General features: G+C 42.6%; 13 protein-coding genes, 1 tRNA gene and 1 pseudogene. 7 read left to right on the top strand and 8 right to left on the bottom strand.

Going from position 1 to position 22,474, the window contains the following annotated elements; translation table 11 throughout:
- Nucleotides 1–101 precede the first annotated feature (101 nt).
- Together JMW94_RS09305 and JMW94_RS09300 are read left to right on the top strand one after the other, a co-directional pair.
- Complete coding sequence (locus tag JMW94_RS09305) at nt 102–1,466, top strand: DUF2868 domain-containing protein (RefSeq protein WP_087815396.1); 1,365 nt, start codon at nt 102–104, stop codon at nt 1,464–1,466.
- A gap of 129 nt (nt 1,467–1,595) precedes the next feature.
- On the top strand, nt 1,596–3,239 hold the full coding sequence (locus JMW94_RS09300; protein WP_201604153.1) for a DUF3482 domain-containing protein: 1,644 nt from the start codon (nt 1,596–1,598) through the stop codon (nt 3,237–3,239).
- Nucleotides 3,240–3,280: 41 nt separating this feature from the next.
- Here JMW94_RS09300 and JMW94_RS09295 read toward each other — a convergent pair whose 3' ends face one another.
- From JMW94_RS09295 to JMW94_RS09285, 3 genes are all read right to left on the bottom strand, one after another.
- A complete protein-coding gene (locus JMW94_RS09295; RefSeq protein ID WP_201604151.1) occupies nt 3,281–4,306 on the bottom strand; it encodes an ArsA family ATPase in 1,026 nt (341 codons plus the stop codon).
- Between the two features lie 33 nt (nt 4,307–4,339).
- A complete protein-coding gene (locus JMW94_RS09290; RefSeq protein WP_193007426.1) occupies nt 4,340–4,633 on the bottom strand; it encodes a cory-CC-star protein in 294 nt (97 codons plus the stop codon).
- A 112-nt stretch (nt 4,634–4,745) separates the two neighbouring features.
- Nucleotides 4,746–6,425: a carbon starvation protein A gene (locus tag JMW94_RS09285; RefSeq protein WP_201604149.1), complete on the bottom strand. Its 1,680-nt coding sequence runs from the start codon at nt 6,423–6,425 to the stop codon at nt 4,746–4,748.
- A 296-nt stretch (nt 6,426–6,721) separates the two neighbouring features.
- On the opposite strand from JMW94_RS09285, the gene JMW94_RS09280 reads away from it, so the two are divergent.
- Together JMW94_RS09280 and JMW94_RS09275 are read left to right on the top strand one after the other, a co-directional pair.
- Nucleotides 6,722–7,390, top strand: coding sequence for a hypothetical protein (locus JMW94_RS09280; protein WP_055125814.1), 669 nt, complete (start codon nt 6,722–6,724; stop codon nt 7,388–7,390).
- A 102-nt stretch (nt 7,391–7,492) separates the two neighbouring features.
- The gene (locus JMW94_RS09275; RefSeq protein WP_045447249.1) at nt 7,493–8,056 is read left to right on the top strand and encodes a hypoxanthine-guanine phosphoribosyltransferase; all 564 of its coding nucleotides are present in this window, start codon (nt 7,493–7,495) and stop codon (nt 8,054–8,056) included.
- A gap of 80 nt (nt 8,057–8,136) precedes the next feature.
- Here JMW94_RS09275 and JMW94_RS09270 read toward each other — a convergent pair whose 3' ends face one another.
- From JMW94_RS09270 to JMW94_RS09255, 4 genes are all read right to left on the bottom strand, one after another.
- Nucleotides 8,137–8,655 carry a MepB family protein gene (locus JMW94_RS09270; protein WP_083475789.1) on the bottom strand — a complete coding sequence of 173 codons (519 nt, stop codon included), beginning with the start codon at nt 8,653–8,655 and terminating at the stop codon, nt 8,137–8,139.
- Nucleotides 8,656–8,692: 37 nt separating this feature from the next.
- Nucleotides 8,693–10,903 carry an exodeoxyribonuclease V subunit alpha gene (gene recD, locus JMW94_RS09265; protein WP_201604147.1) on the bottom strand — a complete coding sequence of 737 codons (2,211 nt, stop codon included), beginning with the start codon at nt 10,901–10,903 and terminating at the stop codon, nt 8,693–8,695.
- Nucleotides 10,904–10,977: 74 nt separating this feature from the next.
- Nucleotides 10,978–15,507 (bottom strand): UvrD-helicase domain-containing protein, encoded by a 4,530-nt coding sequence (locus tag JMW94_RS09260; protein ID WP_201581313.1) that lies wholly within the window; start codon nt 15,505–15,507, stop codon nt 10,978–10,980.
- Between the two features lie 69 nt (nt 15,508–15,576).
- Nucleotides 15,577–20,097 (bottom strand): exodeoxyribonuclease V subunit gamma, encoded by a 4,521-nt coding sequence (locus JMW94_RS09255; RefSeq protein ID WP_201581312.1) that lies wholly within the window; start codon nt 20,095–20,097, stop codon nt 15,577–15,579.
- Between the two features lie 456 nt (nt 20,098–20,553).
- Between JMW94_RS09255 and JMW94_RS09250 the strand changes: the two genes are divergently transcribed.
- From JMW94_RS09250 to JMW94_RS09240, 3 genes are all read left to right on the top strand, one after another.
- Nucleotides 20,554–21,075, top strand: a complete 522-nt coding sequence (locus tag JMW94_RS09250) for a hypothetical protein (RefSeq protein ID WP_201581311.1) — start codon at nt 20,554–20,556, stop codon at nt 21,073–21,075.
- 69 nt (nt 21,076–21,144) lie between these two features.
- Complete coding sequence (locus JMW94_RS09245) at nt 21,145–21,942, top strand: hypothetical protein (RefSeq protein ID WP_201581310.1); 798 nt, start codon at nt 21,145–21,147, stop codon at nt 21,940–21,942.
- Between the two features lie 67 nt (nt 21,943–22,009).
- A tRNA-Arg gene (locus JMW94_RS09240) sits at nt 22,010–22,085 on the top strand.
- Nucleotides 22,086–22,360: 275 nt separating this feature from the next.
- On the opposite strand, the pseudogene JMW94_RS09235 reads toward JMW94_RS09240, so the two are convergent.
- Nucleotides 22,361–22,474, bottom strand: a pseudogene (locus JMW94_RS09235) (IS5/IS1182 family transposase); the annotation flags it as partial.

The raw sequence follows: 22,474 nt of genomic DNA, 5'->3' as shown, positions 1-22,474 counted from the left end.
TTCATTTTTTAACATTTGGCGAAGGCGTGTCCTCATATATACGCTACAATAATCAAGAATTATCTCCTACATAAACGCCTTTATATGGATGTTATCGCATTATGCTATCACCCCAAGATCAATTGACTGAGTTGGTACGCACGCTTGAGACGCAGCAACATGTCTTTGCCACTGACCCGCTACTTATCACGGAAAAACTACAAGGTGAGGATGGCAAACCCATTCAAAAATTGCACCGCCGAGCCTCACGCATCGATAGTAATGGTGTGCTGGCACGAGTATTGGGCAAAATTGACGGGCGTATCAAAGGCATCATGGTGGTCATGAGCGTGGTGTGGTGTCTCTCGGGATTTTTGGGATTATTCACCTTACTACAGACCAATGTGGTGAATTTCTTTTATGTCTTGGTTTGCTTGCTGGGTTTTCATACTATTATGCTGTTAGGCTGGCTGGTGATGAGCATGATTAATCAAGGCAAGCCGTCTTCGAATTGGTTTGCCAATTTTGTCAGTCCCAATTATCTGATACGTGGCAAGGATGATGTTACCAAGGCGGCAGTCGGTTTGTACGAACGCCAATTACAGCATAGCGGGATGCGCTGGTATTTGGGGCGCTTTAGTCATCAGTTATGGCTGGCAACGTTGACGGGCATGCTGCTGGCGATTATCTTCCTGTTGATTGTGCGTCAGTATAGCTTTAGCTGGGAGTCGACTTTACTATCCGATCAAGCGCTAATTACTTTGACACAGGTACTTGGCTGGTTACCAAGTATGGTTGGGTTTGATGTGCCAAATAGCAACGCTATTGTACAGAGTCGCTTGGTGACTGATGCGATGCCATTGACTGTTGCGCGGCAATGGGCAGGCTTATTGGTTGGTAGTTTGCTGATGTACGGTATTGTACCAAGAGCGATTGCTTGGGCGTTTTGCGCATTGATGTTCCGTCGTAAAAAGATGCGGTTGGACATCAAGCAGCCTTATTATCAAAAGATTTTAAACTTTTGGCAACGTCAGGTGGTAGATGCTGATGACTTTAAAGAAGTGCCTGCGTCTATTGCGCCAAAAGCAGCTGTCAGCGCTGGCAAGAAGCTGGTTGCTTTGCTTGAGTATCCATCAGAGCAAGATAACTGGTGGCTTGCAGGTCTGGATGCCAATATTAATAATAGCGAGATAGAGAATTTCGGTATCGTTGATGATCGTGACGATATGGCACGTCTGAAGACGTATTTAGACAATCATCCCGTTCAAGTACTATTAGGTATTCATAGCAAGGCCTTACCTGACCGTGGTACGCTACGCAAACTTGATCAAATCGCCCGCCATGCAAAAGATGGGCTCATTGTGCAGTTGCTGAGTGATTCAAGCGCTTTAGAGTTAACCAAGCAGGTTGCAGACAATCAAGATGTTCGTTATCAGCAGTGGCAAACCGCCCTTGCCGCTCGGAAAATTGGTCTAGTGAATAATTGATTGACTAGCCAAAATGGGATTATCAGTTACTTAAGACAAATGGTTAGTATTAATACCGAAATAGCGCATAATTTGTTCTACAATAAAAGCCACTGTATGTTTGGTCATTAATAAATATAAGACGATATTATGAATAATGATAATAAAAAAGAGAATTATGAACACAATAAGCCTGCTGGTCTCTTTGCAGATAAGGCTTATGAGGCAACCCCTAACCCTAACACCGCAAACAGCACTTTAAAATCAGCTGTAACTGAGTCAGTGGAAACTCAAGACAATCAACCTTTATCAACTGAACCATTAACAACAACGACAAGTATGACAAGGAAAACCATCGCCAGTGGTGAACCGCTAAAATTGGCCGTCGTTGGTCATACCAATACGGGCAAGACATCCATACTACGTACACTATTGCGTGACGTCTATTTTGGTGAAGTCAAAAACGAAGCCGCAACTACCCGTCATGTAGAGCAAGCCAAATTAACAGACAGCCAAATGGGCGAAGTGTTGGTGGTATTGTATGACACACCGGGTTTAGAAGATGCGTCAGGATTGATGGATTGGTTGGAGGACAATACTGCCAGTCGGCGTGATGGCATTGAGCGTTTGCAACAGTTTTTGGCAGCAGACATTGCCCAAGGTGGTGATGCGCTAAATAGCAATGAGGACTATAGCCAAGAGGCCAAAGTGATTCGGCAGCTGCTGGCAAGTGATATGGCCATTTATGTCGTCGATGCACGTGAGCCAGTACTCGGTAAATATAAAGACGAGTTAGCTATTTTATCTTGGGCAGCGATTCCTGTGATGCCAGTATTTAATTTCACTGACGCTCAAGATGCCAATATAGATGAGTGGCAGACCATGCTGGCAAGACGTAATTTACATATCTCAACGCGCTTTGATTCTGTTGCCTTTGAATTTAACGATGAGATGCGTCTATGGCAAAATCTTGCGACTATGCTCACTCACTCAGAGATGCTTGAGCAGTTGATGGCACGTCGTACTGAAGACTGGGCACAGCTAAATGACGAGGCCAATATTATCATTGCTGATTTTTTAATCAATGTTGCTGCTTTTGTTCGTGAGATTAGTGAAGATGACGACCCAATGCCAGTATTACAGCAAATGCAAGAAGCTGTTCGCCAAAGCGAACGTGCGATGCAGAACAACTTGCTCAATTTATATAAGTTTTATGACAATGACGTAGCAGCAACGCCACTTGAGCTAAAAGCTTATCAACAAGATCCGTTTGACCCTGAACTGCTAAAAAGCTATGGCATACGCACCACTTCTGGAGCAGCAGCTGGTGCACTATTAGGCTTAGGGATTGATGCGGCCGCTCTTGGTACAACCTTGGGGTTGGGTGCTGCCATTGGTGGTATCGCAGGTGGGCTGTTATCTAATACCAGTAGTATTGCCGATAGAATCACTGGGGTAAAACGTTTGTATATCGACCCTGCTACCCTAACCTTGCTGGCCACTCGAGCCATAGATTTATTGACAGCATTGCGCCATCGTGGTCATGCTGCAACTGATGCCACGCAATTGCTGTATAAAGGTGAGAAATCCAGTATTGAACAGTCGTTAGATGACGAAAGCGCCACTGTCACACCATGGCCGACACATAAATTGCCCAGTGAGCTAAAAAAAGCTCGTGGTAAACCGCAGTGGTCATCACTCAGTAGTGGTAAATCTGAACAAGCTCAATTATTACGCGCAGATATGGCATGGTCGCTGGCAAGTAAGCTGTCGTCGTATCAAGGTCAGCCATAGTGCATAAACATGTTTGAGATAAAATTTCTTACTGACGGGCTTTATGATGCTGGGCTTACTAATGCACTTAAGGCAAAAGTACCGCGTACGTCCGTTTGTTGCAGATATATTGGGTATAGCGGATACTTGGGAAAGCTTTGCTCAATATCTTGCATTAATTGTTGCTGGCGCTCAGCTCGATGACGCCAAAACGTATCAGACTGGGTCGGTGCTATCAACTGATTGATAACGATGGCGGCTGGCATGAGCTTACTGTCTTCTAAGTGCTCTATCGCCCGCTTGGTTTCAGCCAGTGGCAGTACATCAGCCGTCATCACTAATACAATGGCGGTTTGTGTACGGTCATGCAGTAGCAACCCTGCCTGACGAAACAGCTGCTTGCGTTTCTCTAGTACGGATACTGCCTGCTCCCAGCGATCATTCTTCTTTTCAGCAAACGGATTGGCTAAATCATTGTCATTTTTTTGCTGGTTTTTTTGTTCATGACTGCCTAAATGATTTGCCACTGAGCGAAGTTTTGCCTGCCGCCGCTGCTGCGCTAGCAATCCATCCGTCCATGCCCCCATCATTTCAGGCAGCACTAATAAACGCAGTGTATGTCCCGTCGGTGCGGTATCAAAAATAATATGCTCATAGCCGGCATCTGCTGCTGCAACCAAGTGCTGACACATGGATTCGAGCATCGCGGCTTCTTGTGCGCCAGGTGCTGATTTTGATAGCCGTAGATGTTCGCGAATTTTTGGCATCATGTCTGGGTTTGCATAGGAAGTAATGGTGCGTTCAACTTGGGAAAAATGCTCATCGACGATGATATCAGGGTTTAGTTCAATAGCATCTAGACAAGAAGTTACTACTGTTTTTTGGTTTTTGAGCGGGACGTTTAACACATCGCCCAAGCTGTGTGCTGGATCGGTCGAGACAATCAGTGTCTTTTTGCCTTGGTTGGCATAATAGCTGGCAAGTGCGGCGGCAGTGGTGGTTTTACCGACACCGCCCTTGCCACCGATAAATATAATCGGCTGCTTTGCCAGTTGCTCTACCAATGCGGGTAAAGGGTGTAATGCCATACTTGTATCTCATTTTAATGAATTCAAAGGAAACTAGCAGCAACCTACGTGGTCAAAAGGGCATCTATCCATACCCATTCTGGTATGCCATTCATGGAAGTTTTCTAAAAACAAAGGCTGCAACTCTAGCGTATAAAAGCTTGCCGGATTGTCGATACCTAAGCTTTCCGCAAACATGAGTAGCATGAAAAAATCTTCTTCATCACGCGCGGCGCGTGCCATTGTCTGACGATAAGGCGCATGATAAAACTCGTTTAACCCTGCCGCAAATCTTTGCCACCATGGCTCAATATTTTTTATAGGCTTTGTCATATCCGTGTTTTCCATAATCACTCTTCTTTTTCGGATGCTTATTAACTATCATGCCTATATGAGACAAAAAACGCCAGCAATTGCTGCTAGCGTTTTATCTGACATTTCATTAATTATTTAAGAGGGTTTAGAGATTACTTTTGCCTCTGTGTATCGACCATTCTTTACGGAGTACTGATAAACTCTCAAACGTTACTAAGATTGTGGCTATCAAGATAATGATATCCATAATAATAAGTAACCAGTTACCGTCATTGAAAAAGGTTTTTAGCTGAATCAATAACGCAAAAACCGTCATGACCAGTAAGAATGACAATGGCCCCAAGGTATACCACACAGGTCTGCCTTTACGTAACAATATAACGGTAACAATCATCAAGGTTAGTGCAGCCATTAGCTGATTCGTCGTGCCAAATAACGGCCAAATAATCATACCGCCAGCACCATCGATGCCACCAGCACCAAAAGCTAACAACAAACAGCTACCAACGGCAAGCAATGTTGCCACCACACTTTTATTTAGAACAGGTAGTTTATAAATTTCACCAAACTCTTGGAAAATATAGCGTTGCAAACGTACTCCAGTATCCATCGTGGTGCCAGCGAACAATGCTGCCATTACCGTCAGCATCGTCTGTGATAAAACCATATCAATGCCGACGCCTGCATTCAGTATGGTTGCACCGCCATCAATAAAGGCACCAATAGAGCCATCGCCAAATTTTTGATAAACGGCTTGCCAGTCGCCAAGGGTTGCAAAGCCTGCTGTTGCCGCGAGTATCGCACCAAGTGCCAGCATCCCCTCACCCATGGCACCGAAGTAACCAACGAATCGCACATCCTCTTCTTTATCAATCTGCTTAGACGTCGTACCCGTTGCCACCAAACCATGAAAGCCTGAAATTGCACCACAAGCAATGGTGACAAACAATAAAGGCACCATAGATGGTGTACCGATTGGCAATGCCGTGTTTATCGCTGGCGCGACAATATTCGGCGTCGCAATAAAGATGGCGGCATATAACAAAATTAGACCGACAAATAACTGTAAGCCATTGATGTAATCGCGCGGCTGCAAGAGCATCCAAACTGGTAATAAAGAAGCGATTGCCGCATAAGCAAACAAGATAATAATCCAAACGGCATTGTCAGGTAAGCCTAAGAATGTCTCAGGTAATACGACAGGGAACATAGGACCAAGATAGATAAGCCCATATAAAGCCGTGACCCCAATGATTGATACCCAAACCAGATGCATCTTGTAGCGATAAATACACTGACCGATGATAAAGGCGACTATCAAAGCACCCCAAACTGGCAGCACAGCGGATGGGGTTTTTATCATCATATTAGCAATAGCGACACCAAATACCGCATTTACCATGAGTAATAATAAGAAGATAACGATCATCATCAAGCTACGTACACGTGTACCCATGACGGTACCGGCAATCGAGCCAATCGATTGACCTCGATTGCGCATACTAGCCCAAATGGCTGACATATCGTGGACACCTGCCATAAAAATCGTGCCCAATACTACCCAAATGATAGCAGGCACCCAGCCCCAAATAACGGCAATGGCAGGACCAATAATCGGCGCTGCTCCTGCGACTGAAGTAAAATGATGTCCCCATAGCACGTATTTATTGGTGGGAATATAATCCACCCCATCTTTCATAGTATGCGCTGGCGTGGGGATACTGTTATCCAATGCCAAGATTTTAGTAGCGATAAATTTTGAGTAAAACAGATAACCGCAAAGCATCGCGGCAACAGCAAACACTAGCACGATTGCACTATTCATCTTATCTCTCCTTAGACAAGTAATAGGTAGCCTTATAAGTTCAAGCTTTTTAATTTAGAATATAAAAAATATGTTAAATTAGTCGGCGACTAGTGACTTAGCGCACCTGTCCAAAGGCTGTTTATAGAAGTACTGTGGTATCATCATCCATTAATAAGGCTTTGCATTCTATCGTTAGCACATGTCACTAGTCAGCATATGGTGAGTCTTTGACTGCAACCCATTTAGATACTAACTGATTTAACGACAAATGTAACGCTGGTTAAACATGAAAAACAACAAATAAAGGAAGCACCATGGCGCATTATTTTGGGTTTGTACCTTCAGATAAATTGAAAGCATTAATCATTGACGCTGAGCAAGTGATTGCCTCAAATGAGGAGGTCGAATACTACCCATATCGTGATGCCCTGACGCATCAAACAGCACGTGATCTAATCGACAATTTGTTGATTGGATTGGTAGATATTATTCCAAACCCTGAACGTCAAGCCTCCATGCGAAAAATTGTTGGCACAGTTGAAAAAGCGACAGATACGCTGCTTAACATCTTACTCGGTAAAGAGAATAACGAAGAAGTAATGCCAAGCTTTCACTTCTTGAGAGATCGGGCGACGTTTATTGATAATGAAGGTGTAAAACGAGTGGGTTTCAAATTATCTGATGCAGATGCGCAAACCATTGAAAAAGGCTTTGCTGCTATCACACCTGAGCAAGTAGATATGAAAGCATTTAAAACAGCGCTTGAAACCATGAATGAAGAGACATTGACTCACTTTATCAGCCGCTATGCTGAAACGCTGAAACTTGGCATGATTAAACGCAAAGCTGTCCCAGTTGCCAAAGCCGCCATTGATAAAGGCATGAGTATGGCCTTAAATAAGTTGCTACCCGACCTACCGGATCGCTCTTTAAATCGTTTAGCAAACTATTACCGCCCTTTCATCGTAGAAAAGCCGGAATAAATGCCAGTATTTGATTAATTTTGTCTCAAAAGACAGATGGTATTGGGCAAATTCACTAAAATTTGCTAAAATAAGCGGCACTTTTTACCGAAGGCGCACCCGATGACCCAAATCAGCAACCAAGAAATTGAAAAAACATTACGCAACTCAGAGTGCCTTATCAGTAGCATCGAAGTAGCCGCTGCTTATGAGCGCCTTGCCGCCCAGCTCAACCTACATTATGCTGGTTTAAACCCAATCGTTATGGTTGTTATGAATGGTGGACTTATTCCAGCTGGTCAACTATTGACTCATTTGACATTCTATCATCGCATGCATTATATTCATGCATCGCGCTATCGTGATAATGCAGGCACCAATGAGCTAGATTGGAAATTCAAACCTGATGTTAGTATCGAAGGTGAGCATGTATTGCTGATTGACGATATTTTTGATGAAGGTATCACGCTAAAAACAGTTGTCGAAGAATTAAGCAAAGAAAAACCTTTATCACTTGAATGTTGTGTGTTGCTTAATAAAGAGCATGATCGTAAAGTTGAAGATTTTGATGTTGATTTTGTCGGTATCAATGTTGCAGATCGTTATGTCTATGGCTGTGGTATGGATTTCCATGGTTATTTGCGTCATCTGCCTGGCATCTATGCCATCAAAGAAGACAAAGTTTAAGTTCTACATTTGAGTTCAAAAAAAGCATCCAATTTGGATGCTTTTTTATTGCTTGGATTTTGCACTTACTGTTAATTTTGCTACTCATACAATGCCCGTATTTTTTCTGTAGGCAGTATGTTTGTACCAGTCACCACGAAGAAATAATCGAGTTGCCAATTCTGTGTCTTCTTAGCAGTATTACTGGTTGGATTATCCCAGCTAGGATACACCCTGATACCCATCTTACCTTTTGTAAAATGAGACTGAAGAATATTATGTCTAAGCAAGACATTTTTTGGAAAAACAAACTGCCCAAATGTATGCTTATCTTTAAATGTCGTGACTACCAATAAGTCTGGTGACGAATCATATTGAAAAGGTTGATTAATACCTTTGGAATCTTTTTCCCAAAAGGTAACGAACTGCCCTACTTTGGTAGGTGTTTGTTTAGCTACTCTGAATCTAACTGTTTTGACAGCCCGTCTGTTCATTAATTCAAATGTACCAGCAGCATATTCTAGATTTTGTTGTTCTTCTTGAGTTGAAGCAATAATCAATTGGTTGGGCTTATAAATAATTTCATTAATATGCTCTAGCACAGTATCAAAGGTATACAACTCTAGTCCTCTTTTTATATTTCTGAGCATTTATCTATTAATGCTTAGAAAACTGTAATGCCAAACCTGTATGGCGCTCAGTAGGTGTTTGAACAGCCTTTTCAAAAGCAGATTTTGTACTATATATGGTTACCTGTTTCTTAGCACGGGTCACCGCCGTATAAATAAGCTCTTTGCTTAGCAATCTAGCATGACTATTATCAAAAGTAATAGCCACATGATCAAACTCAGACCCTTGTGACTTATGAATGGTCATTGCATATGCGGTGGCGATGACTTCTTCATTTAGTAAATTAACGGCAATCCCTTGTGTTTTATTTTCAAAAAACACTTCTAGTCGGCTTCTATCATCGCTAGTCTGCAAGCAGAAACCGATATCACCATTAAACAATCCTAATTCATAGTTGTTTTGTAGAACCATGACAGGACGGCCATGAAACCATGTGTTTTGGCCCAGTGGTAGCTTTAGCTCAGCAAGATGCCACTGCGTGAGATAATTATTAATATAATGATCGCCCCACTCGCCATTATGGCCAGCACTTAGAATTCTAAACTCATTAAATGTTTCCATTAGTGATGTAATCGTATTTTTTACTGATTCTGGCATGGATTTTTCTATTGGATTTTTTAGGAGTTCTTTTATTTTATTTATATACTTAATATATTTTAATGATATCTTTAGAATAATTTTTTTATTACTTAGGCTATTTCTTGTCTTATTATCTTTAAGCTCATTTGTTTGCAGCGTATTTACATAATGAAAACTCAAGGCTTCATCCTGCCTTAACAGCTGCCAGATGGCTTGCGTATCTATCTCTGCCTGATTAATTTGGTAGGCAAGTTTGCCAATACCTGATTCTGCGCTAAATCTGCGGCTTTCGGTTAACTCTGCATGAATGGGTTGTAACAGTGGAATACGGCACAAGTCAGCCAACACTGCTCCTGCATCTACCGCTGCTAGCTGGTTCGCATCGCCCAATAGTATCAGCCTTGCACCTGGTTTTACTGCACTTACGAGATAATTAGCCAACTCGACCCCGAGCATCGACGCCTCATCAACGATGATGATATCTTCGCCAAGTGGATTGTTAGTATCGTAGCGCGGTCTGCCCGTCCGACCAATACCTAACAAGCGATGGATGGTTTTAGCTTCTTGTAACTGTAGATCAATATCTGCTGTATCGAGAGCAGCTTGTAAAGATTCTTGCATGCGCTGGGCAGCCTTACCAGTCGGTGCTGCCAATGCAAGACTGGCACTGTCCGTACTGAATCTAATATTTTCAGCCCCGTACCCCCCACTCTCTGTCGCTTGTTGCAGCGCAATGACTAACTGAGCCACGGTATAGGTTTTACCTGTACCTGGACCACCAGTAATGATGCTAAATGCATTATTATTAGCCACATTAATAGCTGCTATCTGCTGATCGTTTAAATTTTTTGGTATTGATATATTTAGAGGGGTTATCTGTTGATGCAAAATAGTATTAATGTGCTGTGCTAAGTTAAATTCTGCTTGCCAAGAACGATGTAGCCAAAAAGTTAGTGCTAGCTCTGTTTCATTATTAGTCTGATTTTCTTGAATTTTATATATGATAGGCTTATTTTTGCTTAGGCTATTTACTTTATCTTTATTATTAATGCTACTATTAACTTCAGCAAACAAATCGTGTTCGTTAACTAGGCGTATAAAAAAACTTAAGTCCGTATTTTTCAATAAGTGATATAGCGTAGCAATCATGTCAAAACGCTTGGTTAGTACCTCTTTTTCGTGGTTGCTAAGCACCAATTGCATCCACAGCTGATCTCTCTTATCAAATAGCGTGTCTAGCAATACGAATAGCGACCTTTCAGTTATAGAGTCATCTTCTGATTGCGTATTTAGTTTGGTATCTATCAGCGCAAAGATTGGCATTGCTAGCATCTCTAATAACTGTTGCTGCCAAGCATATAGCGTAACTGCCTCATCATTGATTTGACCTTGCAATGCTTCTTCATGCTCAGAGGACTCAATGGTTAATACGGTATGCCCCTCTTCCAAATGAGTCGCTAACATAACGAATAGAGCGGTGAATAAATTACTTTCTTCTGTTTTATCGACTTGCTTGCTATTAGTATTAGCTTTTGCATCCGTTGCCTTATACGCTAAATACGTTTGCTCGCGGCGTAGCAATATATAATCACTGATGTTACTAGCCCAGCTTTGTTGTAGCCCAATTACTGCCTTGCTCTCTTTTTTATTATTACTCATAGTATGCTTGTCTCTATGTTGAAATAGTTAATCGATATCATGTTTTTTAGCATTTAATCATTACTTCTAGCCTACTAATCGGGCATGCCAAACAACGCATCCAAACCTTTAATAAAATCGATTGGAATATCCCACGTGACTAGTCCATAGCGGTCGTTGTGCATTGAGTGGCTATTATCAGCCTCTTTAACATCTGGTGATAGATCATCAGCTGCTTGAGAATTGGGATCATACACACCTCGTAAAAAAACATACTCCACAGCGCCTAAATACTTATCTTCATTGCCTGCATAATCATGTATTCTCATTGAAAGGAATCGATGTAAAGCTACTTGATAAATCGCTGCTTGTAGCCAGTACCCTGCCTTGGACATTGCTTGCTTAAGTGTATTTTCATTATAATCGCTTAGGCTATTTCCTAGAAAGTTGCTTTTATAATCGACAACGTAATACTTACCAGCATGTTCGTACACTAAGTCAATTTCGCCGCGTAAATAACGATACAAATGCGCTTTGTTTTGCGGAATAAGAGTGACGTGTTTGTCCATCTCATTAGGGAGATATTGTTGGAAGAGTTTAGTGATATCCTGTACTTTAAATTTCTCTGACAACCCCATATTGAACTCTAACTCAGAAAACCGCTGACCTGCATTAAGAGAGTTTAATGGTTGATTGGAGGCCAATAGCGGCGCATGTAGCACCTCTTCAATCCAATTGATTAGTGCCTCATGCTTGGTAGCATCTATTGAAGCAAGATCAAGTGAACCAGTATTAAATGAACCGTCATCGCCTTGCTCTTGCTTCTTCGCTTGTGATCGACGGCTTTGCTGCTCAGCGCTACTATAAACTAGAGGCAGTTGATAGCTGTTGATAGCTCTATCGATAACCTGAGACCACTGCGCTTTATTGCTGAAATCAATTTTTTCAAATATCTCATGCAAAAACGTACCCGCATTAGCACCTTTAACAAAGGTAAAGCGGATATCATCTTCTGATTTGAGATTTAACCCATCGACTTCTTTAAGAAACGCGTTACTACTAAGTAAAGGCTCAACCGACACTGAAGTGTCTGCCATATCAATGTCTATAGCATCATCCATACGCTCATCCGCTATCGACATCGCTTGTGTAGATTCATCGAGCTGACGTGCCAAAGCGGTAAAGCTGGTCTTAGCCCAGCCATAAAAATAATTGGTTTTCATCACCTCTGCAAAAGGCGCGTATTCAATAGTCTCTGTGGCAGGCTTATGAGCATCTAACTCGGTTTCGGCTAGCTGAACATTGTCATTTACGCCTGCTGATTTAGCAGCATTGCTTACGTAGTTATTGTCATAGAACTCATTAACCTTATGCCCTCTGAGCATGCCTATCGTACCTTTAAGTCTATCTGGTAGTTCAAACTTTGCTTCTGGCGATTCAAACCAATAAAACACCGGCTTTAACTCAAACCCTGTCTTATTGTTAGGATCTCGCAGCACAACATAAAGCTGCTCACTGGCGCGAGTAAAAGCCACATAACCAAGCCGTCGCAGCTCATCAAAGTCTTCTTGAGTTTCGATATTGGTGTAATAGTCCTCTGTAGTCGCTGAGCCTTGTATCGGTGAGAAGCGGCGCTGGTTTCCCGTTGATTCACTATCTATCGACTGCCGCACTAGCGCTGAAGGCGCTTGTTCGGCATTGTACAAGTACAATCCATAGTCTTCTTTATTGCCTGACTTCCTACTGGCATCACCCATTCCCAGTACATAGACAATGGGAAACTCAAGTCCTTTGGACTTATGAATGGTCATCAGCTGTACGCCAGACTCTGTCGGTAGCGGATATTGCTTAGCCCAATCACTATTGGGCGCTGCATCTATATTTTGTCTAAACCAAGCCAGTAGCTCATGCTCGCCCATACCTAAGCCATATTGCGCCAAAACATCCATCACATGACGCAAGTCCATGATATGGCGATCGCCTTCTGGATGAGCCGCTAGCGCTTGCCAAACGCCTTGCGGCTGTATGGGATTTTTATCTAACAAGTAATGCAATGCTGACAAAATACCAAAGTGCTGCCAACGCTGTGCGCCTTCTTTTAGATAAGTAATAAAATCTTGATAACTTTTTTTATTATCAGTAGCCTCATTAACTGAGGTATCCTTCGAATTAGAGTTGTGTGAATGGGCGCTTGTGGTACTGCTGCTATCAGTAACTCCTGACTCATGATCCGTCATCATGGCTTTGATGTTTTTAATACTCAGTCCATACAGATGACTTGTCAACACCCGATTAATCATGTCATGACGATACGGATATAGCATGGCACTCAGCAGCGCCGCCACATCTTCTGCCATGATGGTTTCAAAGATACTGACATCACTGGTGGTTAAAGTCGGTACATTAAGCTTAACCAACTCATCCTCAACCCGTTTTAGATCTTTTTTGGTACGTGCCAGCACACCGATATCACTAGGCTGAATAGGCTTGCTTTTTAAAGTCTGACCACTACTAAGCAAAGTCGCAATATGACGCGCCGTGATTTCATGCTCATCGTACTCAAGCTCTTTGTCTTTATCATATGGTAAGTGTAATACGCTCACTGGCTGGGCAGAGAGCACCTCAGTCACTAAAGTAGTGCTGTGAGCGTCTGGTTCATTAAACCAAGACAGCCGATTTTCTGGTTTTGCCGCTTTGATATGCTGGTAATAAATACCTGCGCCTAATTGAGCTAATTTGTTCTCGCCAGTGGTTACATCAGCCATGCCGAACCAACAGTTTAGGGCATTAATCACACCAGCATTTGAGCGGCGGTTAATATCAAGCGTCCAAAGCGTGCTTTTATCAAATTGAGCTTTCATGTAGTTATAGTTGGCCACATCGCCACCACGAAACCCATAAATAGCCTGCTTGGGATCGCCAACCAATAATAAAAATTCATGGCTGGCTTTTTTAGTAGCTGACTGTTTATCATTATCAGCAGCCTTGCCCTTTTTCTTTGGCAAATAGATACTTTCAATCATAATGGCTTGCGCGCCATTGATATCTTGTGATTCATCAATCAACGCCACAGGATAGTGGTGACGGATATAACGTGCCAGCTTCTCTCCTTGACGACCCGTTAATGCTTGGTTTAAACGTACCATTTGCAGGCTAAAGGTCGTCTCACCTCGCTCTTCCAAAATAATGGGTAGCCTGTCACGTACCGCAAGCACGATATGACGGTTAAGATTGGCTAAAACAGTCATTATGTATTCGTCTAGCTTTTTACTTTCTTTAATATAGCGTTTAAAGTCACGAACGACCTGCAACTCATTAAATATCAGATTAACTCTTTCACCATCTTTTGGTTTATAGAATTGCTTACCTACGTCATCAGTTTTCTGAAAAGCTTGTATTAACTTTCCTGTATAAGTTTTTTCGTCTGATATAAATTTGTAAGCGGCTGGACCAAAATCTTTTAATGCTTGAATGATTTTCGGCCAAGAGTCTCTGTTATTTTGTAGCTGTCCTTTTGGAACGTCATAGTACTCGCCGTCAGGTTTAAAAAAGATATCAAGCTCATCGCTGCGCTCAATGATAGTATTTATAAGCCGCTCATAGCCCTCAAACGAAAAGTCATTTACTACAATCTCATCAATCGGTGCTGAAATAAAGTTAAGCGAGCGAGTCACATATTTTTTATGATCACTCACGGCAGTCAGCTTACCTTGCTGATCCATAAGCGCATACAGTTTAGGCTGCTCATGATGCAAGCGGCTTTGAAACTGACGCAGCTCATCATGAATAATACTATCAGTCACCTGCTCGATACTGCTGTCTTCGATAATAGCCATACCTTGCTGATGACCCGTCTCGCTACTGTACTCCTTCAGCCATTTTTGCGCCAAGCTATCGAGCGTACCCACAAACAGTTTATCCAACGTGGTTAAAACCAGTGCGGTACGCCTGATAGCTTCCGTCATTGGATAGCTGTACACGTGATCCAGCAAATAACCGACGAGATGCAGGTTAATGGGATCTTGCATGATGCCATCCAAGCGCACATATTTAGCCTGTGCTACCAACCAATCTTCACGGTCTTTTTTTGCTTGCGCACGCTTTGTGGCAGCAGCTTGCTTATCAGTAGCAAGGTCTTGGTTTAACTCATCAGCGCCTATCTCAGTATTTAAATCCGTACTTGATTGTTTGCCCTCTTGTTTATCCTTATCGCTTTCAGGCATCACCTGCAATATATTGGGATACAAAGCCTCCTTATTACGAATATCAGCACTTAAGCTATTGACCCACTGCAATAATTGATAAAAATCCACCAAACGATCATGAATACGCTGACGCATCTCAGCGGCAGCGGCTCGCGTAAAGGTAGTAGCAATAATTTGCTCTGGCGCACGTCGTGCTTCAATTAGCAGGCGCAATACAATGCCTGTCAGCGTCCAAGTTTTACCAGTACCAGCAGACGCTTCAATCAGGTGCTTGCCCGTTAGGTCAACATCAACTGCTGGTATCACATCAGCCTGACGCTCACTCATAGGATCTGAGTGAGGCGCATCTGAGTGCTCATCGAATAAATGTGGCTGTGCAGAAAGTTCAATGATATGGGTTGGATCAGTCAAGTCTGTCATATGGGCGCATACTTTTAATTATTATTTATTAGATCAGGAGAGCAGAAATCGATTATTCTAAATGACTAGCTAGCCATCTAAGTCAATTAACGCATTAAACATCGGCTTGTACAATGGTCGCGCCAAGGTGGTCAACGCCCCTGACAAAGCCTTAAATGCATCTTGATCACGTAATACGTACTGCCAAATGGCATGCTGAGAGCAAGTATCATATACTGTGTCTGTATGATAGCCAGACCGTAGCCAATCTGAAAAGTCTGCTCGTTTTGGCCAATAACTGCCGCCTTCACTATCTTCAGATTTTGAACACTGATCAAGGTAATTGAGTGCATATTCTGGGAGTAATGTAATAGGCACTTGTCCAGATAGCTTGGAAAAAATCGCCCATTTTATCAGTTCAATCACAGCGTCTTCATAGACAATGGGGCTTAGTTTAAATGCAATTACTTTGTCATATTTTTTGATTTGCGAGCTAGGCTTATTAAAGCGCCAAATACTCACCCCATCATTGAGTGCCACTTGCTCAGCAGTGGTACGTCTGGCCACTTGCCAATACAAATGTGATAACCAAAATTTGAGTAAATGCCTAGGACTGGCAGAATTGGGCAATATGTTTAACCACTGCTTGGGTGATTGCTGAGCATAAGGCATGCCCGCCTGAATAATTGATATGGGTGCTAATATAGGTACTGAGCCTTTGATCTTAATGATTTTCGGCAACAGCTTAAGCAGTGCTTCTATCTCTTTAATATCTGTCTGGCTGTTTGACCCGTTATCAGTGTTATTCAGTATATTTTTTAGCTCTATCTGAACAGGGTACTCGGCGGTTGGAGTTAGTAGCTGCAAATCAGCCCCTGTCGTACCCTCTATCCCATCTTCATGGGGTACAATATTTTCGCCAAAATCATTAGCTATTAACTGCTCTTTAAATTCCAAACATTGCTGTTGCAGTTTTTGTTGTTGATTGGGTAGCGTGGTTTGGCGAGCGACACCAGCTGGCATAATTTTTTGATACATCAGAATCGGAGTAGTGCTTTGGGTCGCTGTATTAATGCCATTCGCCTTAGTCTCATCAGTGACCAACTGTTTAATCAAATGATCTTTAATTTGATAGGTAGTCAAACTGTTTAGAAATAATGGCTCTTGATGCGACAGTGCTTCTTCACCTTGTACCACATGCACCTTTTGAGCCCGTAAGAACGCTTTGGCAGGATGGCGCACTTGGTAAGCCAATGCACCTTCAACATCTATCTCCCCAATATTAAATACGCTATCAGATACAGCTTGGGAGAGCACCTGAGTCATATCACTGATATTGCTAGTATCAACAACAGCCTCTAATGCCAATAGTTCAACCAATGCAGACAAGGTTTGAGTGTTTACTTGACCGAGCTGACCCAAGCCTTGACCAAGCATCTTAGCGATTGCTTCGTACTGTGTCTTTGTGGGCAAGCCAACCAACTGTACCTGCTCACTAGACACTCTGCCCTTTAGTGTATCAAACACCGCTTGCCAAAGCGGCGCAGGCGGAAATTGCTTTTTTTGCGCCAATTTGGTTTTGCGCATGGCTTTACTTAAGAGAATGTCCAGCTCATCAATCATCTCAAAAGGGCTGGAATCCTGAGCATTGATATTAATGTTGGCATTAGCATTGTCATCAATATCAGAAGACGCTTGCTCAGAAACATTCGTACCTTCAATTTCTGTTTCAAACAGACTCTCATGAAAAGGCAGAGCAGGATGCTCAGTCACCAACCACTGCTTAATCAATTTAGGCAAATAGCGCTTGAGACTTTCGGTGGTTGGGTCAACATCCTTAGGTAATGTCTCAAGCGAGTTCACCTGCCATTGCACTTCGCCTTGCAAAAACTGTAATAGCTCACTCACTGGATTGGCTGGCAGATGCTCATGAGTGTCCGTCAAGCTTTGACCGTTGTAGAACATCCAGCATGCACTGCGCGCGCACAGCAGGGCATCTAAAAATGCACCGTTGTCATCGTCCTCACTGACTCTGTCACCGCGGCGAGCATTGGTCGCTTTCATCAAATCATAGCGGTTGTCACGATCACGCCCAGGGAACTCTGAGAGATCCATGTTGAGCATGACCACCAACTCAAAAGGCACGTTCCTTAAAGCACCAAACTTACCAAAGGTAATAACACCAGTAGGCTCAGCACTGACTTGCTGACTTTCAAGCTCGTTTTCAATACTGTCTAGCATAAAGCTCAACTTTAGTGGCAACTGCTCCACACCTGCCAGCCTTTGCTCCACTTCTCTGTTGTCGACATCACCACTCGAGTACTGCCTATAGTGACGATTGGCTCGCAAACTTGATTTAAAGCCATTCATCGCATTGTAAATGGCGCGCATGGTACGCGTTTGGTCCACATCGCCAAAGTAGCGATGAATCACTTGTCTCTCAATCTGATCGAGCCAGTCTTCCGCTTTCATTTTTTGTATATGGTCATCCCGTCGTGCGACCAAACCGGTATAAATGCGGCAAAGCGCTTCAACAATCAACGCATCATTTAAGCTGACTTGTGGTAGCGGTAAAGTCATTTCTGGTAAGGCAGTGCTTGGCCATACATCTTCATTTAGAGCATATAAGCAATCACTCAACTCAGCTTCTGGCATGACCAGACCTAGGGTCAATCTGTCTAACGCTTGCGCAAAACTAAAGCGATAGTCATAGTCATTACTATCCAAAGTTTGCTTAAGATGCAGCTCATCAAAACCGCGAATAAAGCCTGCCTCTACCAATAAATCACAGCCACGGCTCATTTGCTCATGAGTCAGTCCAAAGCTTTCAAACAAGGGCGGCAACATCAACCAGTCTAAGACTTCAGCCGCTTCAAAACGGGCGCTATGGCTACCCAATAGCTTATAAAAACCAATAATAGCTTCCCATAACTGGCGAATGTCCGCATCAACAACACCTGTCACTTTAGCGGGCAAGGTCAAACCATCTTGACCTTTACCATTAACAAAGATAGAACCAATCAGCGCATGATGACGCTCGACATCGGGTAGCAGCACAACAATGTCAGATATATGACGTTTCTTTTCACCAAGTTTGATAGGTTCATTTAACCAGCGACCAATCATAATACGCAACACTTCAAGCTGGCGCTGCAAACTATGACACGAATGAATGCTTAGGCTATTATCTTGAGAAGAGATTGCCCAAAAACGGTCTTTCTCAAAGCGTTTATTCTCTAACGCTTCATCTTCATACCAGGCCGCTCCTTGCTTCTCTTCATTGAAGCTTGGCTCTATCTGCTTACTTACCGCTTGCGAGACTTTAGCAGCCGTCGCTTGTTGGGTCGATTGCTCATCAAGCATCAGCACATCGTTCTGCAAACGCTTTAACAGACTTGGATTGTTTTGGCTGTTTTGAACGCTACTAGCATTATCAATATACTCAGCAGCAACCTCATGATTAGAACCAATGCTCAGCGTATCATCAAAATTATCTTGCCATTCAACCAGTGCATCATCGTACTGCTCATTACCCGACAAGTTAGCAAGCATGGCAAACGCATCACGCGATTGCTTACCCAAACGTGACAGCAAGCTATGACCATAATCACGCAAGAACACACTCTCAGGGTTAATAATCTGTTGGCGCTGTAACCATGATTTATCAACAATATCTGCCCAAAACAGCTTCGATGGGTTGTAATGCAATAACGTGATATTCATGTACTTCGATAAACGCTGCAAAAAATCTAGCTCGGTCTGTGGCAACTGCTGAATGGTAAAAATGCGCAGTACTTTGGGCAACTGAGCACGCTCATTCGCCTTATTATCTTTCAAAGCCGACCAGAAGACATCTTCAAGTGCCACACGGTGTAGATGAACATCAGCAAACAAATGCGACCATAAAAATCGTTGCGCAGCCTCTAACTCAATATAATGCTCAACCAGCCACTCAGGCGTGCCGCGTACATACTTATCAAAACGCAGTGACAATGCATCTTTCTCCGCTATCAACTCATTCACATTTAGCGGTTTGTTGTACGACCATAAATCTAGCCAATCCTCACGGTGTGTTAAGTATCGGTTAAACACTCTTGCCAAATCGCTTGCCAGCTGCCAAATACGGGCGTCTTGTTGCGTCTTGTCTTTTATAATATCCTGTCGCACATTATCTTGATAAGTATCTGCCTGCGGCTCATCAATCAAAGACGCCAGCAATGGATGAACCGGATGTTTTTCATCTGCAACAATCGCCTCTTGATAGTAGGTCAAATAGCCAAACAATCGCCACTGCATGACCGTTGGTGACAACACCGCCACTTCTGGCACATTTAAGGTTGCCGCTTCGGAGTCATTCTCTAACAAATACGCGTTATGGCGGGTTAACACATCCTGCATGAGCGTCCACTGATACTGACCCCAAAACTTAGTACGTACCAAGGTACTAATCCCAGCACGACTGGCAATGGTTTTGTCCAACCAATCGCCCAATACCATTGAGGGCACAATGACAATAAAAGGCTCAAAAACAGGCTGATCCTTAGACTGATATTGCACAAGCAGTTGATCAACAAGGTTTTCGGTGCGGTGCGATTGAATAATGGTAAACATAGAAGATAGTCTGATTGAAGTTATATATGAGTGATAGTGTGATGTAGACGGTCATGAGTGCCTGAAATGGAATAACATTTGCGTTAGCTTTCTAATACATATTGGTGGCTGCTAAGGAATACCACGAAGAATACTCACCAATCTATGTTTCGCGGTCGTTACTACAATGTATTTCTGCTAGCATGGCTGTCATAAACACGATGCAAATGACAACAACGATTAACTATCATTGCATCATCAGTGATTATTTATAACAATCATAAAATAGGCTGCTGATTAGTGTGCCATCGATAGCTATCGTTTACTAGTATATGTGCCACTATTATAATATCTTACGACAGATAGTGTCGCATTGATAAGTCTCATATTTATGAATAGAGAAGTCAGTGCTGCTGTCAGATTAACTGCTGTAATTTTTATGTCCATAACCCTTTTTTAACGGAATAACTTAATACTATGCCCTTGCGTCCCATTGATGCCATTTTCGTTCATCCTAAACGACGTCTATATGTTGTATACTATCGCGGTGAATTGTGGCAATTGCCACGTATGAAAATTGACGACAGATCGTGGCAAAACAGACAGCCCTATACTGATGATAGTCGCTCGCTTTATTTGAGCATCCATCAAGCCATTAATGACCCCATACTTGCACAAAAACTGCGAACATTGAATCTGCCTGTCGCAGTGCGTGGGAGCACGCTGCCACGCTTTGAAGCATGGTGGGAAGCCCATGGTTTTGAATGGCTTAAAGACAAGCTTACGATGGGCGAATCGCCATTGGCTGCACACCAAATAAAAGCCATTGACAATGATGTTACCTCCCCCTCAAACGATCAACCTGTGCTATCCAATCAAAATAGTACAATTGGTCATAAGAATAATAGCGAGAAAAAACTTTTACCTGATTCAGAAACCGATGTTTTTGCAGATATGCTTGCGGACTTAGCAGATGAAGTGTTACACCAACAGCTTTAAAAATAATACGTTATACATCGCATTTTATGTAAACTTGACACAAACCCATTAAGAGAAGAGCAGTAACATATGAGAGACTACAAGCTGCTACTGGCTGGGCTAATTTTACTGCTGCTGATAATCTTTATTGCAATCTTTACGTGGTTATGGAGCAGTAACCGTAAAAATATAGATCCCCTACCGATCATGGCAAATGCAAATGAGCCGTCAGCCTCCACTCAAGACGAGGTAAATACCCTCACCGACAGTACGCTGTATATAAAGGCAGAAGAGGATTTACAAGCACCCTTGGACGATATCATCGTTAGCTTCGAATCTCGTTATCCTCATGTGCAGGTTGTGCCAAGTTATGTACCCGCCAGCGACCTCTTAACATTATCAAACGCCAATCCTAACTATAATAAACACTCTGAATTTGGCGCTGATATAGACATGATCGTCGCTAACGACAGCCTATCTGCAGACCGCCTCACACCGTTACAAGCAGAGCTAAAAGCGGCTCAAGATAAAATAAACCAAGACAAAGAAAATATCAGCAATACTGATGATAAAAAAGTAGATACTGCTGAGACTCGTGCCATTGAAACTGACAATGCAGAGGCACGTACCCTAAATTCTTTCAGCTATGCACTGAGAGGCAAGCAAGCGCTTGAAGGGGTTATTTTGACAGAGAATACTGCTGCTATTAACTTCCGTAATTTTTTACTTTCGAGTACCGGACAAGATATATTAGAAAAGTACGATTATTATAATATCGAAGGTTATAAAAACAGTGTAAATGACTTGTTTAATCCAACATCACGTGCACAAGAAGCAGCAAATGCCAACACTGTGAATGTCGCTGATGCCTTGAGTAATGGCAAGTAATGATAAAATCTTTATATTTTGTTGATTGCTTTTATGAGCGATTTTTCCTACAATGTTATTCCAAAATGCGCCTATAGCTCAACAGGATAGAGCAGTTGCCTCCTAAGCGATCGATCGGGGTTCGAGTCCCTGTAGGCGCACCATATAACAAAACATATCACCCCGTAAGCCTTATACTACGGGGGTTTTTGATGTCTTATCGCATAACTGACAATGTATTTTCATAAAGCATACCGTCAAAACACAAAATATCCGGCATCGCTTATTAACCCAATCAATTCATGCTTTTAGGATGTCCAAACTTATTAAAGGTATGAGAATAATTTTCCATCTTCAAAACACAAAAAAGCCTTTCAAGCTTTATATTTCATAGCTTGAAAGGCTTTATCAATCGCATGCTTTTATCTAGGGCGTGTCATCAATTAAGCCAAACGACACAAGAAACTAGATGAACCGCACTTAAGAAATGACAGGCTAACTTGTCATAGCGAGTGGCAATCGCACGATACTGCTTAATCTTGGCAAAGAAGTT

It is taken from the genome of Psychrobacter immobilis, assembly GCF_904846185.1.
Lineage (GTDB): Bacteria > Pseudomonadota > Gammaproteobacteria > Pseudomonadales > Moraxellaceae > Psychrobacter > Psychrobacter immobilis_B.
The sequence above is the reverse complement of the archived record's forward strand: the minus strand, read 5'-3'. Positions and strand labels throughout refer to the sequence as shown.

What these genes read in the sequence shown, in the direction of transcription:
- JMW94_RS09255 (WP_201581312.1), bottom strand. Translation starts at nt 20,097, where the DNA reads ATGTTTACCATTATTCAATCGCACCGCACCGAAAACCTTGTTGATCAA.
- JMW94_RS09280 (WP_055125814.1), top strand. Translation starts at nt 6,722, where the DNA reads ATGGCGCATTATTTTGGGTTTGTACCTTCAGATAAATTGAAAGCATTA.
- JMW94_RS09290 (WP_193007426.1), bottom strand. Translation starts at nt 4,633, where the DNA reads ATGGAAAACACGGATATGACAAAGCCTATAAAAAATATTGAGCCATGG.
- JMW94_RS09275 (WP_045447249.1), top strand. Translation starts at nt 7,493, where the DNA reads ATGACCCAAATCAGCAACCAAGAAATTGAAAAAACATTACGCAACTCA.
- JMW94_RS09260 (WP_201581313.1), bottom strand. Translation starts at nt 15,507, where the DNA reads ATGACAGACTTGACTGATCCAACCCATATCATTGAACTTTCTGCACAG.
- recD (WP_201604147.1), bottom strand. Translation starts at nt 10,903, where the DNA reads ATGAGTAATAATAAAAAAGAGAGCAAGGCAGTAATTGGGCTACAACAA.
- JMW94_RS09295 (WP_201604151.1), bottom strand. Translation starts at nt 4,306, where the DNA reads ATGGCATTACACCCTTTACCCGCATTGGTAGAGCAACTGGCAAAGCAG.
- JMW94_RS09285 (WP_201604149.1), bottom strand. Translation starts at nt 6,425, where the DNA reads ATGAATAGTGCAATCGTGCTAGTGTTTGCTGTTGCCGCGATGCTTTGC.
- JMW94_RS09250 (WP_201581311.1), top strand. Translation starts at nt 20,554, where the DNA reads ATGCCCTTGCGTCCCATTGATGCCATTTTCGTTCATCCTAAACGACGT.
- JMW94_RS09245 (WP_201581310.1), top strand. Translation starts at nt 21,145, where the DNA reads ATGAGAGACTACAAGCTGCTACTGGCTGGGCTAATTTTACTGCTGCTG.
- JMW94_RS09305 (WP_087815396.1), top strand. Translation starts at nt 102, where the DNA reads ATGCTATCACCCCAAGATCAATTGACTGAGTTGGTACGCACGCTTGAG.
- JMW94_RS09300 (WP_201604153.1), top strand. Translation starts at nt 1,596, where the DNA reads ATGAATAATGATAATAAAAAAGAGAATTATGAACACAATAAGCCTGCT.